The organism is Sporosarcina limicola, from assembly GCF_014873855.1.
Lineage (GTDB): Bacteria > Bacillota > Bacilli > Bacillales_A > Planococcaceae > Sporosarcina > Sporosarcina limicola.
Genome location: NZ_JADBEL010000010.1, coordinates 81,229 through 103,240, shown reverse-complemented (window position 1 = coordinate 103,240; position 22,012 = coordinate 81,229). Strand labels below are relative to the sequence as shown.

The following is a 22,012-nucleotide window of genomic DNA, read 5'->3' as shown; positions in this document are numbered from 1 at the left end:
TTCAAATCAAATACGGATCAAGTAAGGAAGTTAGCCTAAGAACGTCGCATCCTTGCGACAATAAGGAGGAACGAAATTCAATTCCTCCCTGCTAACTGACCTGCATCGCCAAAAACGCCACGTCCTGTGGCATTGTCGACATGACCTACATCGTGCAGGCCCTCACGCAGGCCCCACCTTGCTCAATTGACTCCTTTCAAAATCCGTGGCATCCGTAGGACTTTAACTTCAGTCATCCTTTCTTTCTATTGTACAGAAAGATGAGGATGACAGGAACTAATTAAATGAGTTGTGTTATTTTTCATTTCATCGAGTATAGCTACATTCACCCGTAGAACATAATAGGCTAGGTCGAATTCAATTTATCTAATTTATCGGATGTTGAAAGTAATCGTTCCTTTTATGTCTCCTTACCATACACTTCCTCAATCATCTCACATTATGATGTAGACTTTTTTGAAAACACCTGGGAGAACAACATAAAATAAAACAGCCCACTCAAATGGATTTTCCCCATTGAGTGGGCTGTTTTATTAATACGGATCGGCGTCATGGCCTTTTTTCACTGCTTCGTCAGGTGCTTTGTTGCCATCTCTATTTCCGAGTGGTTTTTGACTTGAGCCTTTTGTTGATGTTTGCGCCAAGCCTTCACGTAAACGACGCCCGTATTCTTCATCAGCCTCTTCAGCAAGAGCAATCATTTTATCTTGAATGCGTTGATCACAACTTGAAAGGTCTGACACTAAGTTTGAAATCAAATCTGCTCGTTCCCATTCTTCAAACATCCGGTATGTTTCTCCAGCTTGTTTTGTATTGCTTTGCCGGTCGATAGACTCCCGTACGAGGTTACCTTCAATATAAGGTGTGTGTTCTATTCCATCTTGTACAGCCTCTTTTAATCCGCCCAAGATCGACGGCTCATAGTTAATATGAGGGTTCTGACCTGGAGCCCGGTCCAGTTTATATTGCATCTGTCCCCCATTCTGATTCGTTACGACCCGTTTTTTTGGAGAATTGATGGGTAGTTGCAAATAGTTGGCACCAACGCGATGACGTTGCGTATCAGAGTATGAGAAAGTTCGTCCTTGAAGCATTTTATCATCAGAAAAATCGAGACCATCGACAAGGACACCTGTACCGAATGCAACTTGTTCCACTTCAGTGAAGTAATCTTCAGGGTTTTTGTTTAAAGTCATTTTTCCGACCGGCAGCCAAGGGAACTGGTCTTCTGGCCAAAGCTTCGTATCGTCAAGCGGATCGAAATCAAGTTCAGAATGTTCGTCGTCGCTCATAATTTGGACTAACAACTCCCATTCAGGATAATCACCCTCTTTGATTGCATCATATAAATCTTGTGTCGCATGATTGAAACTTGTTCCTTGGATTTCACTTGCTTCTTGTTGGGTCAAGTTTTTAATACCTTGCTTCGGTTCCCAATGATACTTGACAAGTACTGCAACACCTTTTTGGTTCACCCATTTATACGTATTGACACCAGAGCCTTGCATCATGCGATAGTTAGCGGGGATACCCCAAGGGGAATAAACGAATGTCACCATATGGAATGATTCAGGAGAGCTGGCGCAAAAGTCAAAAAAACGTTCGCTATCCTGAATATTCGTAATTGGGTCTGGTTTAAAGGCATGAATCATGTCAGGAAACTTAATCGCATCACGGATAAAGAATATTTTCAGGTTATTTCCGACGAGATCCCAGTTTCCATCTTCTGTATAAAACTTCACGGCAAATCCACGGGGATCACGAAGAGTTTCAGGAGAATGGCCGCCGTGTATAACGGATGAAAAGCGCACGAAAACAGGCGTCTGTTTCCCTTTTTCCTGAAAAAGCTTTGCGCGTGTATACTTCGAAACCGGTTCGTCACCTACTGTTCCGTATGCTTGAAAATAGCCATGTGCGCCGGCGCCACGTGCGTGAACGACACGTTCAGGAATTCGTTCCCTGTCAAAATGGCTGATTTTTTCTAGAAAATCATAATTCTCCAACACTGCAGGGCCTCGATTGCCGACAGTTCTTAGATTTTGGTTGTTTGTAACAGGATGTCCCTGTCTATTCGTCAATGTGTCTTCTTGTTCTTCATTCAACTTGTTATTGGATAGATCATCTGACAAATGATAGCCTCCTCTTTAATTTGATGGAACTTATTTAAAGCAACTTGTGGGATGATTCATCTTGAATAGGGTATCTCACCCATACTCTGCTCTATTTGGAAGGAATTAATTCCTATTTACGTTTTTTTATTGAGATGAATGGTCGTGACGAAGTGAAGAAATTTCAGAGACAATACTATACATCTATTAAATTATGTGGAACGGATGAGATCCTGTGTATATTTTACAAAAGACGTTGACGATATTTAATAGTAAACGCTTCAATCGAAAGTACTAAAAAAGCCCAAACGTGTTGATTATCCAGAAATAGGTAGACAAGTCCTGTCACTTGCAAAGTAATTATACAGAAAGAAAGCCATCGTATCCTTCCAAATCAATGGTAGTGTGTCCTCCAGAAGCATTCGTAGAAAAGACGTAGGCGATCGTTTTGGTCTATAAATTAAGGCCTTTGTCTGTTGGTGAAGCCAGATTAGTAGTACATATGCGATTAGCGCCGCAAACAGCTGACTAAACACTGCATTTTCAGTCGTGCCAACTAACACTGGCACATTCAGGCTTTGTTTAATCCAGCGAAAAAAAGACTCAATTCCCCAGCGTGCTTTATACATGTCTGCGACTACTTCGGCGGATACATTAAAAAGACTTGTCGCTACACGTATTTCATTTCCATCGTTATCTTTAAAAAAGACGACACGATGACGTATTTCCGAACGCGATTGAACCGTGCCTAGAAGACAGGTCATGTCCCGCGTGACGTTTGAGTCCTTTGGTGGCATGCGTCGAAGTGATTTGATACTGGATAACTCGCTATTTTCTTTCATACGGATGACAAAATCCTGTTTATCTAAAACAAACTGATCGATGCGTTTGATTTTTAAATAGGCGCGGTCTTCCACAAGCACGAAACGCTTGTCTACTAACCCTTCACCTATAGGTCCGTCATGTTTTAAAGCAATTGTTTCAATGACGTTTACGATAAATGCAACACGTTCACAAATGTCGACCATTTTAAGAAGATGCAAGGAATCCTCTTTCTCGCCGAAGAAAAGTGATCCAAAGAATTAAAGGGATGGATTTCAAAATTGCTTCTGGAGAAATTTTTGGAATTCTTGGCCCATCTGGTGCGGGAACCTATTCCCAATACTTGAATTACCACCATATCCTTTAAGCATCCCAATCAATATATTCTGGGTTGTACTTTCTTATAAATCTGGAATTAAAGGGCTATTTGCTAAAAAGTCACGGTACGACTGGGCAACCTTCAGTGAGTTACTAATGAAAAAATGCCTCGAAGTGAATTTTCCAACTTCGAGGCATTTTTTATTTACTTTTTACTACCTTGACTTCTCATAAGGTTGATTATTTTTCGTTGCTGTGGCTCGAAACGGAACGGAATTCAGCTTCCACCTTTCGATTCAACCGTTTTTCGAACCATTTGCCGACCAGCCAGAGTGAAATTATCAAGATGATGACTTTGGCAGTCTGGATTGGCTGTGTAAGTAATGCTTTCAAATCATAGCCTATATAACTAATCGTAAAAATCATAACAAACTTTCCCGCCATCAACGTAAACAGATAATGCGTCTTTTTCATATCGGACAGCCCCGCAACAAGATTGACGAGCGCTGACGGTGTAAACGGAAAACAAATCAATATAAACAGTGGCCCAAATCCGTTGCGGTCAACCCACTTGATCAATTTTTGAATGCGTACACTTTTCGTTAAAAAACGGAGAAACCGATTGCGGCCATACTTCCGAATAATCAGGAATACAGCATACGATCCAACAACCGCACCTGCCCACGATAATATAAACCCATACCAAAGCCCATACGCACTCGCATTCGCAAAAACAAAAACGAATAACGGAAGAAACGGTAAAAACGATTCAATAAAAGGCAGTAGCAATCCCACAAACGGACCGAGTGCCTTATAATGTTGCGCCAATTTAACGATATTATCTACATCAAACCAATCACTCATCCGAAACACCCTCGCTATACGTGCTTATCTTTTTTAATGATATAAAAATTCTTCTAACTAAGATTTTCCCCTACTGTACATCCATTAAAACACGAATTTATAGTATAATCATTAAATACAGCTAAGAAAGATGTGACAATATGAAGAAAAGCCAATTTTTAGCGGGACTTAGGGCAGGTTCTAGCATCGCCATCGGGTATTTCCCCGTCGCTCTCACATTCGGACTACTTGCGAAAACAGCAGGCTTGTCCATTATCGAAGCGACCGCAATGAGCATATTCGTCTATGCGGGAGCCTCACAATATATGTCACTCAGCCTGATTGCATTGGCTGTCGACCCTATCTTGATTGTCCTCAATACATTTATCGTCAACATTCGTCACTTCCTTATGACGGCATCGCTCAGTGAAAAGATGCAACCCGCCCCAAAATGGGTAAAGGCATTTTACTCCTTCGGTATTACAGATGAATCCTTTTCCGTTCTCGCAACAAGTAAAAACGACAAAATATCGACACCCTTTGCGTTCGGTGTCACACTAATTGCCTATGGAAGTTGGGTTATCTTTACTGCGGTTGGTCATGTTATCGGCGCCAATCTACCGCTATTTCTACAAGCTGCTATGGCAATCGCACTCTATGCAATGTTCATCGGACTACTCGTTCCTTCGATGAAGGGAAATCGCAAAGTTGTCATGCTCGCGGGAGTGGCGGCGGCAATCCATTGCGTGCTGTACTTTTCGGGTTTCTCAGCAGGTTGGTCGATTCTCGTCGCAACACTTGCGTCTTCGATTTTTGTTGAGGTTATCTATGCGAAGCAAGGCAAAAACGCAGAGGCGATGTTTGAAAAGGAGGAGGCAGTTTAATGGGTCCGACTTACTGGTGGATGCTTTTTGGAATGGCGTTAGTGACATACATTCCACGTATGATTCCTCTTACATTTTTAGATGGGAAAGAATTTCCTCCTATTGTGTCCGGCGTCTTACGCAATATTCCATACGCCGTATTGGGTGCTCTCATTTTTCCGGCAATTTTGTTCGTGCAGGAAGGGAACATTTTGTTTGGTATGATTGGTGCGGGCGTGGCATTTTTAATTGCGTTTTTCGGCGGCGGTGTAATGTCTGTTGTACTTGGAACGATTGGTGTGCTTGCTGTTTATAGTTTGTTTATGTAGAGAGGCCGCTCGGGCAGTGAAATCAGTCGCTTCGCTGACGGGATTGGTCGCTTCGTCAGTGGGATCAGTCGCTTCGCTGACGGGATTGGTCACTTGGACAGTGGAATCAGTCGCTTCGCTGACGGGATTGGTCGCTTGGACAGTGAAATTAGTCACTTCGCTGACGGGATTGGTCGCTTGGGCAGTGCAATCAATCGCTTCGCTGACGGGATTGGTCGCTTGGACAGTGGAATCAGTCGCTTCGCTGACGAGATTGGTCGCTTGGACAGTGGAATCAGTCGCTTGAGCGAATTTACGGTTGCCCACATGAAATATCCCAGTTCATTCCACACAAAAAACCGCTCCAATAATCGGGAGCGGTTTCGCTATTTCAGGCTTCTTCCTCATTCTTCCTCGCTTCATTTACCATTCGTGTCGCATACCAAAAGCCAACCGTGAGTGACAATGCATCTGCTACATAGAGTATCCAGTCATGTGTGTAACCCGCATATACGGATGCTGCGATTAAGGCTAGAGTCAAAAGGAGACCGACAACATAGTGAAAAGTGACCCTCGTGAAAAAGACAACGAGTAATCCGGGTAAAAACAAGGCAAGTATCAGTTTTGTTTCAAGTAACTCCATGTTAAACCTTCCTTCTAAAGCGAATGGTACTTACTGTTTCATCGGACGATAAGTAGTCCTAACCGATGGTGATCATGTCGATAAATAACCTGTTGCATCAACCGAATTTCCCCGTCGCGACCAATTACTTGTAAACGGCAATGCGCAGCATTTACCTGGATGGCATCATACAACTCCTTTTCATTGCTCACTCGAATCCCGTTGACCGTGCGAATACACTCTCCTGACAAGAGGCCCATCTTTTCCCCAGGTGATCCGGGTAGGATACCCGCTATGACAACACCCGTGGAACTTGGCGCAGCCACATAGCCGCCTTTTCGTTCTTGGAGCGAAGTTAAAATAGAGATCATTGCCCTGCAAATGACACCCATCGATAGTGCAGCCCATCCTAGGACTGGCATCCAAATCGCTGAAATACCTACAATTATGACGACTATGCCTAACCAAGTGACCGCACGACCGATTTTGGGGAATAAAAAGTCTGGCAACGTCGAGCGTGCCACTTGCGAAAATCCTATAATGACTGGCAGCGGAATTAAGCTGAACGCATTTTCCCCAAGAGTAAATTGTGGCCAATATGGAACATAAGCCGAAATCATATCCCCTGGAACGAGGAATACAACAGGCAGCAACCAGAGCCGCTTCACCTTAAATGAGGCGGCTCTGAGCCCACGATTCGTATTCACTAGATATGGCGATGCATATTGGACTGTGTGACGGCTAACGAGAAGCCCTTCCACGACGAGGAGTAATCCCGCAATAACTGCAATCGTTACTGCCAGCTCTCCGAACATGTCCAGTTGCCCCAAACTCCATCCACGAAACGTGAATTCACCTACATATTCTTTCAAGAAATAAAGTGCAAAAAAAGCAATAGCAGCAAAATAAATAGGTGACGCTGCTTTATAATAGAATGAAAGTAATGTAACAAGCGTAGCCGCAGAAAATAATACGAGCCAACCAAAATTAGCTATCAATCCTACCCCTGAAATCAATACTGATAGAAGTAATGCATAAGGCCATGACTCCGCCAAAAGCCTTTTCAACTCAGTAAAACCCGGCAATAAACGGACTTTGAAACTCCGCCGCTCGCGCTTCACGCGAAAATACCCTATAATGACTGCCATGAGAAGCGCAGCAAACAAAACTGGATTCAAGAAAAACAACACAACTACATCAAGTACATCGAATATCATTTTCTCAGACACGAACTGTCACCATCCCATTCCCCGCAACGTCATTTCTTTTCATTGTACCAAAAGAAGTGCTTCTTATGTGAATAGTTATAAATGAATTGATAATAAGTGGAAAATATCATTCATGCATTGATTCAAGATAAGATTGATAGATGGTTTGTATAGGGGGATAAGGCAAACTGTAAGCAATCCGTAAGACTGTCATGGCAATTCCACTAACTCTAAGGGCAATCCACAAAACTGTCATGGCCCGCACCAACTGTCATGGCAATTCCGCTTACTCTAAGGGCAATCCACAAAACTGTCATGGCCCGCACCAACTGTCATGGCAATTCTGCTTACTCTAAGGGCAATCCACAAAACTGTCATGGCCCGCACCAACTGTCATGGCAATTCCGCTTACTCTACTTCCCCGCAAAAAACTCCCGATAACGCATCGGGAGTTTCATTTCTCACTTATTTTGTGATGGATATAGCCAATTGCCATCTGAAGCTGGTCGTCGTTTTTACGATCCTTCCTGAACACTTCCACTTTATCTTTCAGTGTTGTGAAAAATACTCGATCCATTATTTTACCTTCTTCGACCTTGGCATCGACTCTGAATGCATGAACTGCACGGGCTGTTGACTCATCAAAAAGACCGTCCGTCCTTCCGACACTATAGCCTAGCCCTGTAAGCAACCGCTGACCATAGGCGATATCATCATGGAAATCTCCTTCCGTATAAATATCCGCAACTAGACGAATATGCTCTCCAAACAGCGCGCTTTGGACAACCTCGAGATCCGCTTTCACTCCTTTACCATGAATCCATTGCTCTTTCGGAGTGAGCCACTTATGGGTCGACAGTTTCACTTCCCCGCCATTCGATAATTTAAACGTATCCTGCACGGTCCCCTTGCCAAAGCTCGTCGTACCCGTTATGAATCCCCTTTTCAAATCCTTCAACGCACCACTCAACACTTCACTCGCCGATGCACTTCCTTTATCTTGCAATAAAACAATCGGCATCTTCTTCAGCTTTTCATCGAACGAATTACCATCGGAGAATTCTGGAACAAGTGGTGACAGCATACCTTTCGGATCTTGCATATAAGCGAAAACCGTATCCTTCGGCAATAAACTCCCGGCAATTTCACTGACCGTACGCAAATAACCACCTGGATTGCCTCGCACATCAATAATTAGCGAATTAGCCCCTTTCTGAATGAGTCCATTTGTCGCGTTCTGCCATTCCTTCGCGCTTTCATTGCCAAACGTCGTAATCGATATGTAACCGATTTTTTCTTCGCGATCCTCAATCACTTCCGAGGACACTGTCTTCACCGGAATCGTATCCCGCATGACACTTAACTCAATATGCTTATCCTCATCAGGCCTAAAAATCGTCATCTTAACTGCTGTCCCCTTCTTGCCACGGATACGCTGAACAATGTCCTGCAGTGAATTCCCTTCCAAACGCTCACCATCTATGCGAACGATTTCATCATATGGACGTAGCCCCGCTTTGTCGGCTGGAGATGACTTAACTGGCCCAACTATAATGAATTTTCCGTTTGAACGTGTGATTTCCGCACCGATTCCAACTCGCTCAGCAGCAAGCAATTCTTTATGGGCGGCCGCTTCGTCTTTCGTAAAATAGGTCGAATACTTATCGCCAATGGAGTCTGTCATCCCACGCACCGCGCCTTCAATCAACATATCTTCATCAACTGGATACACAGCTTTTTTCTGGATCAAACCAAATGCCTCTTCAATAATACCAAATGTTGTCGGCGTCTGCGCTACCGCATTGTCCTTATTTTCTCCCTCTACACAACCATTCAATATTAGAATAACACTCGTTACTAAAACCCAAAATATAGCAAATAGCAAAAACCGGCTTCTCCGCATAGTGTAATATCCCCTCCTCCGTTCATTATATGAACGAAAATGGAACATTACGACAGCAGGTAACCGGCTTTCTTCAATCAAGATTTTCGACAAGCTCTTTCAACATGCTTTCATCCATCGGTCCATTTATTTGTTGACCAATGACACCATCTGTTCCAATCATATACGTTGTTGGAATTGTAAGGATTTGATATGTTTCACCAACAATACCTTCTTCATCGAGTGGAATTGGAAACGTCAGTTCATACGTATCGATAAAATCCTCAACACCTTGAATACCATTCCGCTCACTAGGCGTCAGATTAACCGCAAGTATTTCAAAGTTATCCTCTTCTTTATAACCCTCATAATAATTTTGCATATGTGGCATTTCCGCTTTACACGGTGGACAGTAAGAAGCCCAGAAATTCAAAATAACTTTTTTCCCTTTGAAATCGGACAACTTCACTACATCACCAGAAAGTGTAGTTAATTCAAAATCAGGTGGTGCTTCTCCCTGCCCCAATCCTGTTTCAACCCCCAATTTAGATGTAGCGATTGGCTCCGGTTTATCCAAATTCGTTTTCACCATAATTACAACCAGCGTGCCAATCAGCAGTGCAGCTATCAGATAACCTATCAATTTCTTATTCATATTTATTCCTCCATTCCATTTTCAGTGCGACGTTCCAATGAAAACAGGATCGCAAAAAGTATTCCATTGACAATAGTTGTAATAAGCGGTGTACCGACCAGTCCCTTCGGTTGGAAGGAAGCAACGAAGACATGGACCGCCATGAACAATAGCGCCAGCTGAATCGTCCAATTTCCTGACTTTCCGCTAATCAACCAGAAATAAACGGCGAACAACGTAAATACGACGATGGTCATGCCTTGCGCAACCCACTCACCCTCATTCAGCAACACCATCAATAATTGAAACACCACTTGGGTCAAAACCGCACCCGAAAAAAGTGAGATTAACCCATCAGTATGGTACCGTCCCTTCTTCACGCCCCATAAAATCTTGCCGATAATAAACACTAGTCCAAAATAAAACCCTAGGATCCCTCCATGAAAATAGAGAACCGTAAGAGGAGATCGAATGACTGTACTGAAATCAATCAAAATAACACTTAATTTCCACACAATCACTAAATAAAAAAATGCATCCGATAAGATTTCTGCATGTTTTTTTCCATAACGTGTCCGAACTGCACTATATGCGACGACGAACGCAACGATGAGTGCAATCCACGACGACGGAACAGTAAAACTACCAATAATATAATAGTTAGTGACGGTCATTCACGTATACCCCTTTAACATATGTATACCGTATATGGTATAGGATTCCGAATTGAATTGCGACTTTTTTGCCCCACAAGAAAAATCAAAGATCAGTCGCTTGATTTCTTTATTGGTCGCTTCGCTAGCGGAATCAGTCGCTTGATTTCTTAATTAGTCGCTTCGCTAGTGGAATCAGTCGCTTAACCTCCTTAATTGGTCGCTTCGCTAGTGGAATCAGTCGCTCAATTTCTTAATCGGTCGCTTCGCTAGTGGAATCAGTCGCTTAATTTCTTAATTGGTCGCTTCGCTAGTGGAATCAGTCGCTTAATTTCTTTATTGGTCGCTTCGCTAGTGGAATCAGTCGCTCAATTTCTTAATCGGTCGCTTCGCTAGTGGAATCAGTCGCTTAACCTCCTTAATCGGTCGCTTCGCTAGTGGAATCAGTCGCTTAACCTCCTTAATCGGTCGCTTCGCTAGTGGAATCAGTCGCTTAACCTCCTTAATTGGTCGCTTCGCTAGTAAAAGTTGTGAAAAATAACGAATCGCAACTTTTGCTCTAAAAGAAAAGGCCTGTCCTCATTAGAGAGGAAGGCCTTTTTCTTTTAAAATGAAACATAACGCAATGGATTGACCGCACTTGAACCACTTGCTGACCAGTTTCCTATGTGGAATTCAAAATGGAGATGGGGCCCGGTCGATGCACCCGTATTTCCGATGTTCCCAATATGTTGGCCTTTGTCTACTTGTTGACCAACACCGACAGCGATACTAGATAAGTGAGCATAGGCGGTCGTAAAGATTTGACCTTCGACAGAATGCGTCACCATGATAATATTTCCGTACGTACTCATCCGTCCAGCATAAGAAACTACTCCATCACTAGCCGATACAACAGGCGTTCCGATTGAGTTCGCAATGTCCATACCACGATGTTGTCTTGTTGCTCCATATATTGGGTGCTTACGCCATCCGAATGATGAAGTATATCTTCCAATTGTCGGTCTAGTCCAGTTCCCACTTGAAACATTCGGTAAATAGGTAGGGGTTGAGATAGAAGAACCTCCATTATTACGATTCGCTTTTGCGGCAGCTGCTGCTTTACGTTTCTTCTCTTCTTCTGCCTTCTTTGCAATTTCAGCGATTCGTTTCTGTTCGGCGTCAATTTTCTGTTCGATTTCTTTACTTATTTTATGCTCATGATCAAGGTCTACTTCCAATTTACCTTTTTCAGCTTCTAATTTTTCTTGTTCAACTTCCAATTGATCAATTAGTTTATTCTTGTCAACTTTTTTTAATTCGAGGGAGGCCATCATTCCTTGTAATTCTTTTTTATTCTCTTCTTGCTCTGCTAATTTCTTTTCAACAAGCGCTTTTTCTACTTCCAACTGCTCTTTATCCTTTGCCTGCTGTTCCATGATATTTCGATCCGCATCCATTAATGTATTCACTGCAGAAAAACGATCGATAAAATCAGAGAAACTGTTTGCACCAAGGAGGACATCAAGGTAATCCACCGATCCGCCTTTTACTTGCATTGCGCGAAGTCGCTCACGCAATACAATATCACGTTCCGCAATTTTCTTTTCGAGTTCCTTAATGGATTTTTGAAGCGCTTCAATGTCTTCTGTAGTGTGAAGAATTTTCTCTTCCACACGTGCAATGTTACTGTTCGTTTCTTCAATTTGAGCATTTAGTTCCGAAATTTGATCGAATATCTTATCGATTGTAGATTTGTTTTTATAAATTGCCGTCTTTTTTTGGTTGATGTTCGATTTTAGTTCAATTTTCTTTTGTTCATTTTGTTTCTTTTCGTTTTTCAGATCAGTTAGAGGACTTGCTAAAACGCCTGTCCCACTCACAATGGTAGTCAGCATGAAAATTGCTATTGTACCTGAAAGCAACCACTTGTAGTTTTTCAACTTCCCAGTTCCCCTTTCACAATCTGTGCTCTAATTAGACTTTAAGAAATTTCCGAACAGACATAAAACTACCCCAAATCCCGATGAAAATCCCCATAAATAAGAGGAGCCCATTTAGTTGGTAAATGAAGGGTGTTGTATTAAGCAATTGAAACAATTGCCCTCGCAATTTCGGTTCCCAATGTTCATATAGATTGTTATAGGATACAGAAATGATGACCATTGGAATGATAGCCCCTAAAATGCCAAGCCAAACACCTTCGAGTATGAAGGGAATGCGGACAAAGTTATTTGTCGCTCCAACCAGTTTCATGATTTCGATTTCTTTTCCTCTTGCCACAATCGTAATCCGGATTGTATTCGAAATGAGGAACATCGCAGTGAAAAGAAGGGCCAAAATGAGTACAAGTCCAACATTTCGGCTCGTATTTAGCACTTTGAACAACTTGTTAACTTTTTCTTCACCATACTCGACTTTATCCGTGTAATCGTATGTATTAATTTTTTTCGCTACGGTTGCCGTCTGCTGAGGATCCTTCGCTTTTACGTACAATGCATCGCCAAGCGGATTGCTCTGTTTATATAAATTAAGTTCATCCCCGAATGATTTAATCATCGTGTTCAGTTCTTCATCCCTCGATGAATAGACCACTTCAAGAACGCCTTCTGTGTTACGTACCTGTTCTTCCAGTTTCTTAACTGCTTCCTCGTCCGCCGCTGGATCAGCAATAACTTTAATTTCCACATCATTTTCGATACTATCAGCCAACAGATTCAAATTCATCATAATAACGATGAATACACCTACAAGGAGAAGAGTGACAGTAACAGCACTAACCGATGCAAACGTCATCCAACTATTTCTGCGAATACTCTTAATGCTTTCCCGCATATGTCTGCTAATTGTTCTAGCCTTCATAACCGTACTCACCTCCATACTCATCACGAGTGATAAGTCCGCCATCCACTGCAATAACCCGATGCCTAATTGTATTAACAATTTCCCTGTTATGGGTGGCCATGACAATCGTCGTACCACGAGCATTGATCTGTTCGAAGATCCTCATGATCTCCCATGATGTTTCAGGGTCAAGATTTCCTGTTGGTTCATCTGCAATAACGACTTTGGGAACGTTGACGATAGACCTAGCGATGGAAACACGTTGTTGTTCTCCACCAGACAATTCATTCGGAAACATCCTTGCTTTTTGTGTAAGCCCAACGAGCGCAAGAACATCATTCACTTTTTCTCTAATCTCTTCTGGCGATTCCTCAATTACTTCGAGAGCAAATGCCACATTTTCGTATACATTCAATTTCGGTAGTAGTTTAAAGTCTTGGAAAACGACGCCAATTTGCCTACGCAAATAAGGAATATGTTTATTGCGTAATGTGGCGAGATTAATGCCGTTGATAATAATATCTCCTGTTGTAGAGGCTTCCTCACGATACATCATTTTGATGAACGTTGACTTCCCTGCACCACTTGGTCCAACTACATAGACAAATTCGCCACGTTTTATTTCGATATTAATGCCGTTTGCCGCTACGACGCCGTTCGGATATTTCTTGTACACATTTTTCATCACTATCATGTTAAAACCACCTGATAATTAGTATCACTCTTATTCTTCCAATATGCTCATTATAACATGATTCCCATTCGTAAGTATTACAGTTATGTTTCATTTTAATATTGTAGTTTTTGTTGATAACATTATCTTTTAATACCAATTACCCATTTTATACGAGTGATTAAAAAGTCATTAACTAGTTCTTTTTAACCCTGACCGAAAAATTACTCTATTTCAAAAAAATAGTATATACATAAGTTGAACCAAAGATTCCTGTCCTAATTGTAACTGTACACTTGAATCGAATGAGTAAAGCACGCGTGTTGAGTATTCTAGAAAGTGAGACACTTAAACTCAACTTATATAGTTTACAGATCTATACGACAAATACGAAAAAACCGCCACGGACATTCATCCGGCAGCGGTTTAATTTTCAAAACTTATTTTTTCTCAGAAAGCCATTTTGCAACTGCAGTAGCTTCATCATCTTTTAGTTTTTGCGCTTGCATTTTGCCTTTACCATTAACGATAATGTCATGGATTTCTGATTCAGATAAGCGTGCTCCAATATCAGCAAGTGCAGGGCCCATTGATCCTTCCAATTTGCCACCATGGCATCCTATGCAACTTGATTGTACGACTTTTTCTGCATCAACTGTTGCTTCTCCGCCCGTTGTTACGTCTTCTTTCTTATCTGCTTTCTCTCCGCCACATGCCCCAAGGACAAGTACAGCTCCCAGCAATATTGCTAAAAACGTGTTCTTCATTTTGTTACCTCCCTCAGAATAATAATCCTACATGTCCAAGTATACCAAATCCATGCACGTTTAAGTCCTTCACTGACCACCCAAAATTCATCAAAGCAATGACAATTATTGTCGTGTCAATCTCTCCAGCAACTTATCACAACTTTATGAACTCTATTTGCCATCCCATGCCGAACATAAACGCACATCTATTTGGACCTATACCATTTACTATACACATTTTGTACTTATTCAAAACCTATCTGGACTTATTGTTGTTGTTTTTTTTCAAAAACACAATTTTCCCGCTTCAATGAATTACGAAATGCGTGAACGTAAATAGGCATTGATGAACAAATCGATTTCTCCATCCATAACTGCGCTGACATTTCCTGTTTCCGCACTTGTTCGGTGATCTTTCACCATCGAATACGGATGGAAAACATATGAGCGAATCTGACTTCCCCAACCAATTTCTTTCTGATCGCCACGAATTTCAAGAAGACGTGCTTCCTCTTCTTCAACTCGAATCTGGTAAATCTTCGCTTTCAAAAGATTAATTGCACGCTCCCGATTTTTAATTTGCGAACGCTCTGTCTGACAGGTAACAATGGCACCTGTCGGAAGATGTGTCATTCGCACAGCAGAATCCGTTGTATTGACGTGCTGACCGCCTGCGCCGCTTGAACGGTATGTGTCGATTTTGACATCTTCCATCTTGATATCTACATCGACTTCGCCTTCAAATTCCGGCATTACTTCAATCGAAGAGAATGACGTGTGGCGGCGACCCGATGAGTCGAAAGGTGATATCCGGACAAGCCTGTGAACACCTTTTTCAGCCTTTAAATAGCCGTAAGCATTATGGCCTTTAATGGACAATGTCACGGATTTAACGCCTGCTTCATCTCCCGATTGGTAGTCTAGTGTCTCAACTTTGAAGCCTTTGCGTTCTGCCCATCGCGTATACATACGCAGTAGCATGGACGCCCAATCCTGTGATTCCGTCCCACCTGCACCAGAATGAAGTTCAAGGACTGCGCTGTTTTTATCGAATTCATCACTCAGTAGCATTTGGAGTTCGAATTCCTCCATTTTGCCTTTGAATCCCTTTAGTTCAGTACCAAGTTCTTCCTGCAAATCCTCATCTAACTCATCGCGCAATAGTTCGAGCGTCATTTCAAGGTTTTCCTGTATGTCTGTTAGCTCCGTATAGTCGCCGACGACATCTTTTAATGCATTCGATTCCGAGATGACTTTCTGCGCTTCGTCTTGGCTATCCCAAAATCCAGGCTCAAGCATCACTTCATCAAGTTCTTGAATTCGAATCTCTTTGTTTTCTAAGTCAAAGAGACCCCCTAAAGTCCGCTAATTTCTTAGCTGATTTGTCAAGCTCGTTACGTACATCGGATAATTCTATCATGGTGGTTTCCTCCTGAAATTGGGTTGCCCGGTGAGCTTACGCTTTTCCGTGGCAGTTTTTAAACTTCTTACCGCTACCGCAAGAACATGGATCATTTCGTCCGATGTTTACAGCACGACGCACTGGTTTTTTTCTTACTGGCTCGCCATCTTCTTTTGGATTGACTGCCTGAGCTTTTACGACTTCCTCACGTTCAAGGTTGTTGCGAATTTCCGCCTTCATTACATATTTCGCAGCGTCGGCTTCGATTGCCGCTACCATCTCCTCGAACATTCCAAATCCTTCCGACTGATATTCACGCAGTGGATCGGTCTGACCATATGCACGTAAATGGATTCCGTGACGCAATTGGTCCATCGCGTCAATATGATCGGTCCATTTTGAATCGATTGCACGAAGTAGTACCACTTTCTCGAATTCACGCATGCGTTCTTCCGACATTTCTGCTTCTTTCTCATTATAGCGTTCTGTAACCATTTCAGTGATGACATCAGTTAATTGTTCAACCGATTTACCTTCCATATCTGCCTGTGTCAAATGGCCTTCCGAAAGAAGATTGGCCCCAAGGAAATCTTCAAGTCCTTTTAATTTCCAATCGGCTTCCTTTTCCTCTTTCGTATGAATCAAAACCGTATTATTAATGATATTGGCGAGCATCTTCTCAAGTACATCACGAATGTTCTCTGATTCTAAAATTTCATTCCGTTCCTTATAGATGATTTCACGCTGTTGACGCAGGACGTCATCATATTGAAGCAGACGTTTCCGCGCATCAAAGTTGTTCCCCTCTACCCGTTTCTGAGCAGATTCAACCGAACGCGATACCATCTTCGACTGGATTGGTGTCGAATCATCCATCCCGAGTTTCGTCATCATCGACTTCATTTGCTCTGAACCAAAGCGACGCATCAATTCATCTTCAAGTGATAAGTAGAACTGTGTCACACCCGGATCTCCTTGACGTCCAGAACGTCCGCGAAGCTGGTTATCAATCCGACGTGACTCATGTCGCTCCGTACCAATAACCGCAAGTCCGCCCAGATCCTGAACACCTTCACCAAGTTTAATATCCGTACCACGACCTGCCATGTTCGTCGCAATTGTAACGGACCCTTTTTGGCCGGCTTCTAAAATGATTTCAGCTTCACGGCCATGATTCTTCGCGTTTAACACACTATGCTTCACACCATATTTCGTCAAGTATCTTGAAATGATCTCGGACGTCTCGATGGCTACCGTACCAACAAGTACCGGTTGCCCTTTAGCATTCCGTTCCTTGATGTCTTCCGCGACCGCTTTATACTTGCCCTCCATCGAAGCATAGATGAGATCCGCGCGATCATCCCTTGTAATTGGACGGTTCGTCGGAATAGCAATAACATTCATATTATAAATATTACGGAATTCTTCTTCTTCCGTTTTCGCCGTCCCGGTCATCCCCGCTAGCTTGTCATACATCCGGAAAAAGTTCTGGAATGTAATCGTTGCAAGCGTCATCGTCTCGTTTTGGACCTCGAGACCTTCTTTAGCCTCAATTGCCTGGTGGAGTCCATCACTATAGCGACGACCTTTCATCAAACGCCCTGTGAATGAATCGACGATAATGACTTCGCCTTCCTGGACGACATAATCGACATCGATATGCATACTCACATGCGCTTTTAACGATTGGTTGATTGCGTGGTTCAGCGTGACATGTTGCAGATCGAACAAGTTATCGATACTGAAAGCAGCTTCCGCCTTCTCAATACCCGCTTCCGTCAGAACGACACCTTTCGTCGATTCATCATAGGAATAATCTTCTTCCTTTTTCATCGATTTCGTGAACATATTTGCTAAACGATATAATTCCGCCGCCTTCGCTGCCTGCCCCGAAATGATAAGTGGTGTCCGCGCTTCATCGACTAGAATAGAGTCAACCTCGTCAATGACAGCGTAAAACAGCGGACGTTGTACTTTATGTTCACTATATAACACCATATTATCGCGTAAGTAATCGAATCCTAGCTCGTTGTTTGTGCTATACGTAACATCTGCGGCGTATGCATCCCGCTTCTCTTCCTTCGATAACTCATTCAAGTTCAAACCGACTGTAAGTCCAAGAAATTCATAAAGTTGACCCATTTCCAGCGCATCACGACTTGCAAGATACTCGTTGACTGTGACAACATGCACGCCTTTTCCAGCAAGCGAATTCAAATAGACTGAGAGCGTAGAGGTCAATGTCTTCCCTTCACCAGTTTTCATCTCCGAGATATTGCCTTCATGTAAAGCAGCGGCTCCGACAATTTGGACACGGAACGGATACAAGCCAAGCACACGACGAGATGCTTCACGTACAACCGCAAACGCTTCAGCTTGGATATCATCCAGCGTTTCACCCTTTACCAAGCGCTCCTTAAATTCCTCTGTTTTTGCTGTTAGTTGTTCATCCGACAGCTGTTCCATATCCATAGCGAGTACTTCTACCTTATCTGCAATTTTTTCAAGACGCTTCAAATCACGTTTATTCATATCGAACATTTTATTCAATACGCCAAGCATTTAGGTCACATCCTCATTAGGTTCATCCTCCATTTTAACACGCTGAAATGCGCGGTGCAAATAGTCTAACTAAAATGCGAGGTGGAGACTGATGTAAAGACTTGTTGATTGGTTGCTTGGGTGCAGAATTGGTCGATTTTTCGCAGAATTAGTCGCTTTCTCCATAGGATCAGTCGCTTGGGTGCAGAATCTGTCGCTTCTTCCATAGGATCAGTCGCTCGGGTGTAGGATTAGTCGCTTGTTCAACAGAATCGGTCACTTTACTTCCAAAAAAAACACTCTCCAAGCAACATTCGCTACTTGGAGAGTGTTTTATTCACTAAATCAGTTCGTTTCAATCAGGCCGTATTTGCCGTCTTTACGTTTGTAGACGATGTTTGTACCATCAGATTCTGAATCTGTGAAGATGAAGAAGTTATGTCCTAACATGTTCATTTGAAGAACAGCCTCTTCTTGGTCCATTGGTTTTAAATCAAATTGCTTTGTCCGAACAATAGAGAACTCTAAATCATCTTCTAATGTCGTTTCAGCGGCTTTCTCATCGCTTTTATTGACGGAAGCGAAGAATGCTGCAATGCCTTCGCGTTCACGGAATTTACGATTTACTTTTGTTTTGTATTTACGGATTTGACGTTCGAGTTTATCGACAATCAAATCGACTGCTGCATATAAGTCGTTATGACGTTCTTCTGCTCGGAGTGTCAAGTTTTTCATTGGAATTGTGATTTCCACTTTCGTCTGTTTATCATTGTACACTTTTAAATTCACATGTGCTGTTGCATTCGCGCCTTCTGTGAAATACCTCTCAAGTCTCTGTACTTTCTTTTCGACGTATTCGCGAATCGCCGGAGTCACCTCAATGTTCTCACCACGGATGTTGAAGTCTAGCATATGAACTCCTCCTTTGAGTTAACCAATAATATACTACTTCTATATGGTACCTTAAAAGTCCTCCTAAATACATTATTAAATTTAAATACTTTGTCGAATGTTGACGAATTAATGACTTATTTTTGTTTGTTCAACTATTTTTCTCATTACTTCCCAAATCAATCTCGGATCCACGGTAAAGCGTTACGTTTCCTAACTATTCAGTCCTTTCATTTCGCATTAATGCTGTAGAAATATCGTCTCAAAATGTATTCAAGGGCGATTTTATTTCATCCCCGCATCCGAATCGCTTCTTTATGTGTTTCATTAATGTATGTGGAGATTTCCTGTTGTTCCTCCGTAAGCTCTGTTAGCGTTGCATTCAATTCCTCGATGGCGGCTGTACTTTCCTCGACAATCGCCGCGAATTCCATCGTCCGTTCACGAATCGATTGACTATTGACTGTAACTGTACCGAAATCCTGGATAAAAACGGATAACTGCCCCTGTAATTTTGTCATCGTCTCGAACAGATCTACAAATGCTGCACTTGATTCATCTGCAACTTCGGTCTGCATCATCACCTGCTTCAAACCGACATCAAGTTTTGCCACTGCGAGTTCGTTATAATTGTTCACTTCCATCAAGTTGGCATCAATCTTCTTCAGCGTCTCATCTGTCAATCCAGCCAACTTCCGGATTTCATCTGCAACTACTGCAAACCCTTTGCCGTATTCACCTGCTCGTGCCGCTTCGATAGAGGCATTCAACGCTAACAGATTCGTCTGGTCTGTGATTTCCTTGATTGAGCCCGCAAATACATTCGTCTCGTCAATCTTGTTTGATAACTTATCGAATGTTTCTTTTAATTCTGTAAAGAATATGGAAAATGAATCCATGCGCCCTTTCAATCTGTCCATTTTCACCGTGCCATCATCTGCTTTTTCACCTGCTTCATTCGCCCGAATGGCGACTTGTTCCAATCCTTCTGTAATGGTTCGAACCGCCTCATGTGTCTGTTCCGCATTCTCTGCAATATCCGAAATATGATCCGCCTGATATTGACTGCTGACACTCACTTCATTCACTGCTGAAAGCATTTCACGCTGTGACGTGGCAGATGTCTCTGCGCTCGTCTGAAGTTGTGCTAAATTCGACGTAATTTTGGTAACCGCATTATCAAGTTTTGCCGCAAGAGCTTCTTCATCCATCGCTTTCCTTACCGTGATGTCGACAAGTTCCTCAACGTGCTGAAAGACTTGGCCATTCTGACGGACTAACATAAATAGGGCAATCCCACAAAGAAAATGAAGCAAAATGAGATTCATAGCGCTATCGACAATCATTTCTGAAGATTCAAATCGAACATTATTAAATAGTAATGCCACGAAACTGAGGGTGTATGCAAATACCATGATCATCTTTTTTCCATGAATCACGCCGAGAACCATGACTAGATAAACGACGCCAATCGCCCCAAGATCTGCACCCGAAAACTGGATCAGGCTCATCGCAATACCAAATATCAACACAAGTAAAATATAAGGGAGGAGTTTTTCGATAACTGTCACTTTTCTTCTTAAAACATAGACAATCGCAGCCATTAAGAATGGAATCGAGACTGACAATTTAATCTCTATTGAAGATTCTATGAAGAATTGAGCTAAAAGTCCAATACTAGCTATAAGGCCAAAAGTGAGTCCCATTATTTCATTTTTACGTGTCCAATCCGATTGTTTCAATTGATTGATATTCACACCGTATCACTTCCTTGTTATGTATTTTGGGTATCCATTACATAATCACAATGATTCACTGTATGAAATCCAACGATAGTGCATGATGGGCCACATAGAGTAGGTTGATCGATTATTTTAAAACACCCGGAAGAGAACGGATCTCTTCCGGGTATTCACTACTGTTTCGTATCGTAAAACGTACCATCGCGCCCTAGACTTCTATATGGATTAACGTAACTTTTCACATGGTCTTTCTTCGACTGTGCTTCGGAAATGTCTTTACGAATCCGTTTTGTAAACAGAGCTAGTTTCTTTTGAACATCCGCTTCCATTGCAACAAGTTCTTTACCGAACACTTCTTCTTCAGCCGTGAATGGTGCAAGGATGTCTGATTGAAGTTGGTCCCGCTCATCAAGCAGTGCTTCAATGTCAACAATCACTTCGTCGCGTTTCTCATCAGTCACCTGTTGCGTCAAGACTAACAGTTTTACCGCTACATCTTGCCATTTTATCATTGCGGACCTTATCATATTTCATCCACATTCGTATACTGCTTCTGCCGGTTAATTTGAATAACCTGCCTCCACGTATCGCGGAACTCCATAATAATACTTGATACTTCATCGAACAGAGCGCTGTCATTCTTTATGTTCCCCTCAATCAGTCTGTTGAATGAAAATTCATATAGAATAAGCATATTTTCTGCAACTGGGTATGATCTATCAAGTGTAAGCATGAGTTCAGAAATAATTGCCTGCGCCTTTTGGATTGACTGATTCTTCTCTTCAATATCGCCATTTTCCAATGCGTTTTTCGCCTGTTGGATAAACTTCAAACAACCATTGTAGAGCATTAACGTCAGTTCACCAGGTGTCGACGTAATCACTGTGTTGTGCTGATACGTAGCATATGGATTGTTCGTAGCCATGTTAT

At 42.3% G+C, this 22,012-nt stretch carries 21 protein-coding genes; 3 read left to right on the top strand and 18 right to left on the bottom strand.

The window, feature by feature from the left end; all coding sequences use genetic code 11:
* Positions 1-533 precede the first annotated feature (533 nt).
* The 3 genes from H4683_RS10510 to H4683_RS10500 form a co-directional block, all read right to left on the bottom strand.
* Entirely contained in the window at positions 534-2,129 is a 1,596-nt protein-coding gene (locus tag H4683_RS10510; RefSeq protein WP_225942025.1) for a catalase, read from the bottom strand.
* A 296-nt stretch (positions 2,130-2,425) separates the two neighbouring features.
* Entirely contained in the window at positions 2,426-3,151 is a 726-nt protein-coding gene (locus H4683_RS10505) for an IS4 family transposase (protein WP_225942024.1), read from the bottom strand.
* 337 nt (positions 3,152-3,488) lie between these two features.
* The gene (locus tag H4683_RS10500) at positions 3,489-4,112 is read right to left on the bottom strand and encodes a TVP38/TMEM64 family protein (protein ID WP_192598790.1); all 624 of its coding nucleotides are present in this window, start codon (positions 4,110-4,112) and stop codon (positions 3,489-3,491) included.
* A gap of 140 nt (positions 4,113-4,252) precedes the next feature.
* Here H4683_RS10500 and H4683_RS10495 point away from each other — a divergent pair, with 140 nt between their 5' ends.
* Genes H4683_RS10495 through H4683_RS10485 form a run of 3 tightly spaced genes read left to right on the top strand, consistent with a single transcriptional unit; the run spans position 4,253 to position 5,569 of the window.
* On the top strand, positions 4,253-4,975 hold the full coding sequence (locus tag H4683_RS10495) for an AzlC family ABC transporter permease (RefSeq protein ID WP_192598789.1): 723 nt from the start codon (positions 4,253-4,255) through the stop codon (positions 4,973-4,975).
* The gene (locus tag H4683_RS10490; protein WP_192598788.1) at positions 4,975-5,283 is read left to right on the top strand and encodes an AzlD domain-containing protein; all 309 of its coding nucleotides are present in this window, start codon (positions 4,975-4,977) and stop codon (positions 5,281-5,283) included. The genes H4683_RS10495 and H4683_RS10490 overlap by 1 nt, the downstream gene beginning before the upstream one ends.
* A gap of 16 nt (positions 5,284-5,299) precedes the next feature.
* A complete protein-coding gene (locus H4683_RS10485; RefSeq protein ID WP_192598787.1) occupies positions 5,300-5,569 on the top strand; it encodes a hypothetical protein in 270 nt (89 codons plus the stop codon).
* An 84-nt stretch (positions 5,570-5,653) separates the two neighbouring features.
* Here the strand turns inward: H4683_RS10485 and H4683_RS10480 are convergent, their stop codons facing one another.
* From H4683_RS10480 to fliS, 15 genes are all read right to left on the bottom strand, one after another.
* Positions 5,654-5,905: a CsbA family protein gene (locus tag H4683_RS10480; RefSeq protein WP_192598786.1), complete on the bottom strand. Its 252-nt coding sequence runs from the start codon at positions 5,903-5,905 to the stop codon at positions 5,654-5,656.
* Between the two features lie 38 nt (positions 5,906-5,943).
* Positions 5,944-7,113, bottom strand: coding sequence for a PDZ domain-containing protein (locus H4683_RS22150; protein WP_192598785.1), 1,170 nt, complete (start codon positions 7,111-7,113; stop codon positions 5,944-5,946).
* A gap of 433 nt (positions 7,114-7,546) precedes the next feature.
* The gene (locus H4683_RS10470) at positions 7,547-8,995 is read right to left on the bottom strand and encodes a S41 family peptidase (RefSeq protein WP_192598784.1); all 1,449 of its coding nucleotides are present in this window, start codon (positions 8,993-8,995) and stop codon (positions 7,547-7,549) included.
* 73 nt (positions 8,996-9,068) lie between these two features.
* Complete coding sequence (locus tag H4683_RS10465) at positions 9,069-9,629, bottom strand: redoxin domain-containing protein (RefSeq protein ID WP_192598783.1); 561 nt, start codon at positions 9,627-9,629, stop codon at positions 9,069-9,071.
* A gap of 2 nt (positions 9,630-9,631) precedes the next feature.
* Positions 9,632-10,282, bottom strand: coding sequence for a hypothetical protein (locus tag H4683_RS10460; RefSeq protein WP_192598782.1), 651 nt, complete (start codon positions 10,280-10,282; stop codon positions 9,632-9,634).
* Positions 10,283-10,866: 584 nt separating this feature from the next.
* Positions 10,867-12,183: a murein hydrolase activator EnvC family protein gene (locus tag H4683_RS10455; RefSeq protein ID WP_225942023.1), complete on the bottom strand. Its 1,317-nt coding sequence runs from the start codon at positions 12,181-12,183 to the stop codon at positions 10,867-10,869.
* A gap of 34 nt (positions 12,184-12,217) precedes the next feature.
* Positions 12,218-13,102: a permease-like cell division protein FtsX gene (gene ftsX / locus H4683_RS10450; protein ID WP_192598781.1), complete on the bottom strand. Its 885-nt coding sequence runs from the start codon at positions 13,100-13,102 to the stop codon at positions 12,218-12,220.
* Entirely contained in the window at positions 13,092-13,778 is a 687-nt protein-coding gene (gene ftsE / locus H4683_RS10445) for a cell division ATP-binding protein FtsE (protein WP_192598780.1), read from the bottom strand. Before ftsE ends, ftsX begins: the two co-directional genes overlap by 11 nt.
* 419 nt (positions 13,779-14,197) lie before the next feature.
* Positions 14,198-14,524 (bottom strand): cytochrome c551, encoded by a 327-nt coding sequence (gene cccB, locus H4683_RS10440; RefSeq protein WP_192598779.1) that lies wholly within the window; start codon positions 14,522-14,524, stop codon positions 14,198-14,200.
* Positions 14,525-14,821: 297 nt separating this feature from the next.
* Positions 14,822-15,923, bottom strand: a protein-coding gene (gene prfB, locus H4683_RS10435) for a peptide chain release factor 2 (protein WP_192598814.1) whose coding sequence is annotated in 2 segments (ribosomal slippage) — positions 14,822-15,850 and positions 15,852-15,923 — 1,101 coding nt in all. Because the reading frame shifts where the segments join, the coding sequence is not laid out codon by codon here.
* A 39-nt stretch (positions 15,924-15,962) separates the two neighbouring features.
* The gene (gene secA / locus H4683_RS10430; protein ID WP_192598778.1) at positions 15,963-18,470 is read right to left on the bottom strand and encodes a preprotein translocase subunit SecA; all 2,508 of its coding nucleotides are present in this window, start codon (positions 18,468-18,470) and stop codon (positions 15,963-15,965) included.
* A gap of 324 nt (positions 18,471-18,794) precedes the next feature.
* Positions 18,795-19,361: a ribosome hibernation-promoting factor, HPF/YfiA family gene (hpf, locus tag H4683_RS10425; protein WP_192598777.1), complete on the bottom strand. Its 567-nt coding sequence runs from the start codon at positions 19,359-19,361 to the stop codon at positions 18,795-18,797.
* A 269-nt stretch (positions 19,362-19,630) separates the two neighbouring features.
* Entirely contained in the window at positions 19,631-21,097 is a 1,467-nt protein-coding gene (locus H4683_RS22145; RefSeq protein WP_192598776.1) for a methyl-accepting chemotaxis protein, read from the bottom strand.
* A 158-nt stretch (positions 21,098-21,255) separates the two neighbouring features.
* Complete coding sequence (gene fliT, locus H4683_RS10415) at positions 21,256-21,594, bottom strand: flagellar protein FliT (protein WP_192598775.1); 339 nt, start codon at positions 21,592-21,594, stop codon at positions 21,256-21,258.
* Positions 21,595-21,605: 11 nt separating this feature from the next.
* Positions 21,606-22,007: a flagellar export chaperone FliS gene (gene fliS / locus H4683_RS10410; protein WP_192598774.1), complete on the bottom strand. Its 402-nt coding sequence runs from the start codon at positions 22,005-22,007 to the stop codon at positions 21,606-21,608.
* Between the last annotated feature and the right edge of the window lie 5 nt (positions 22,008-22,012).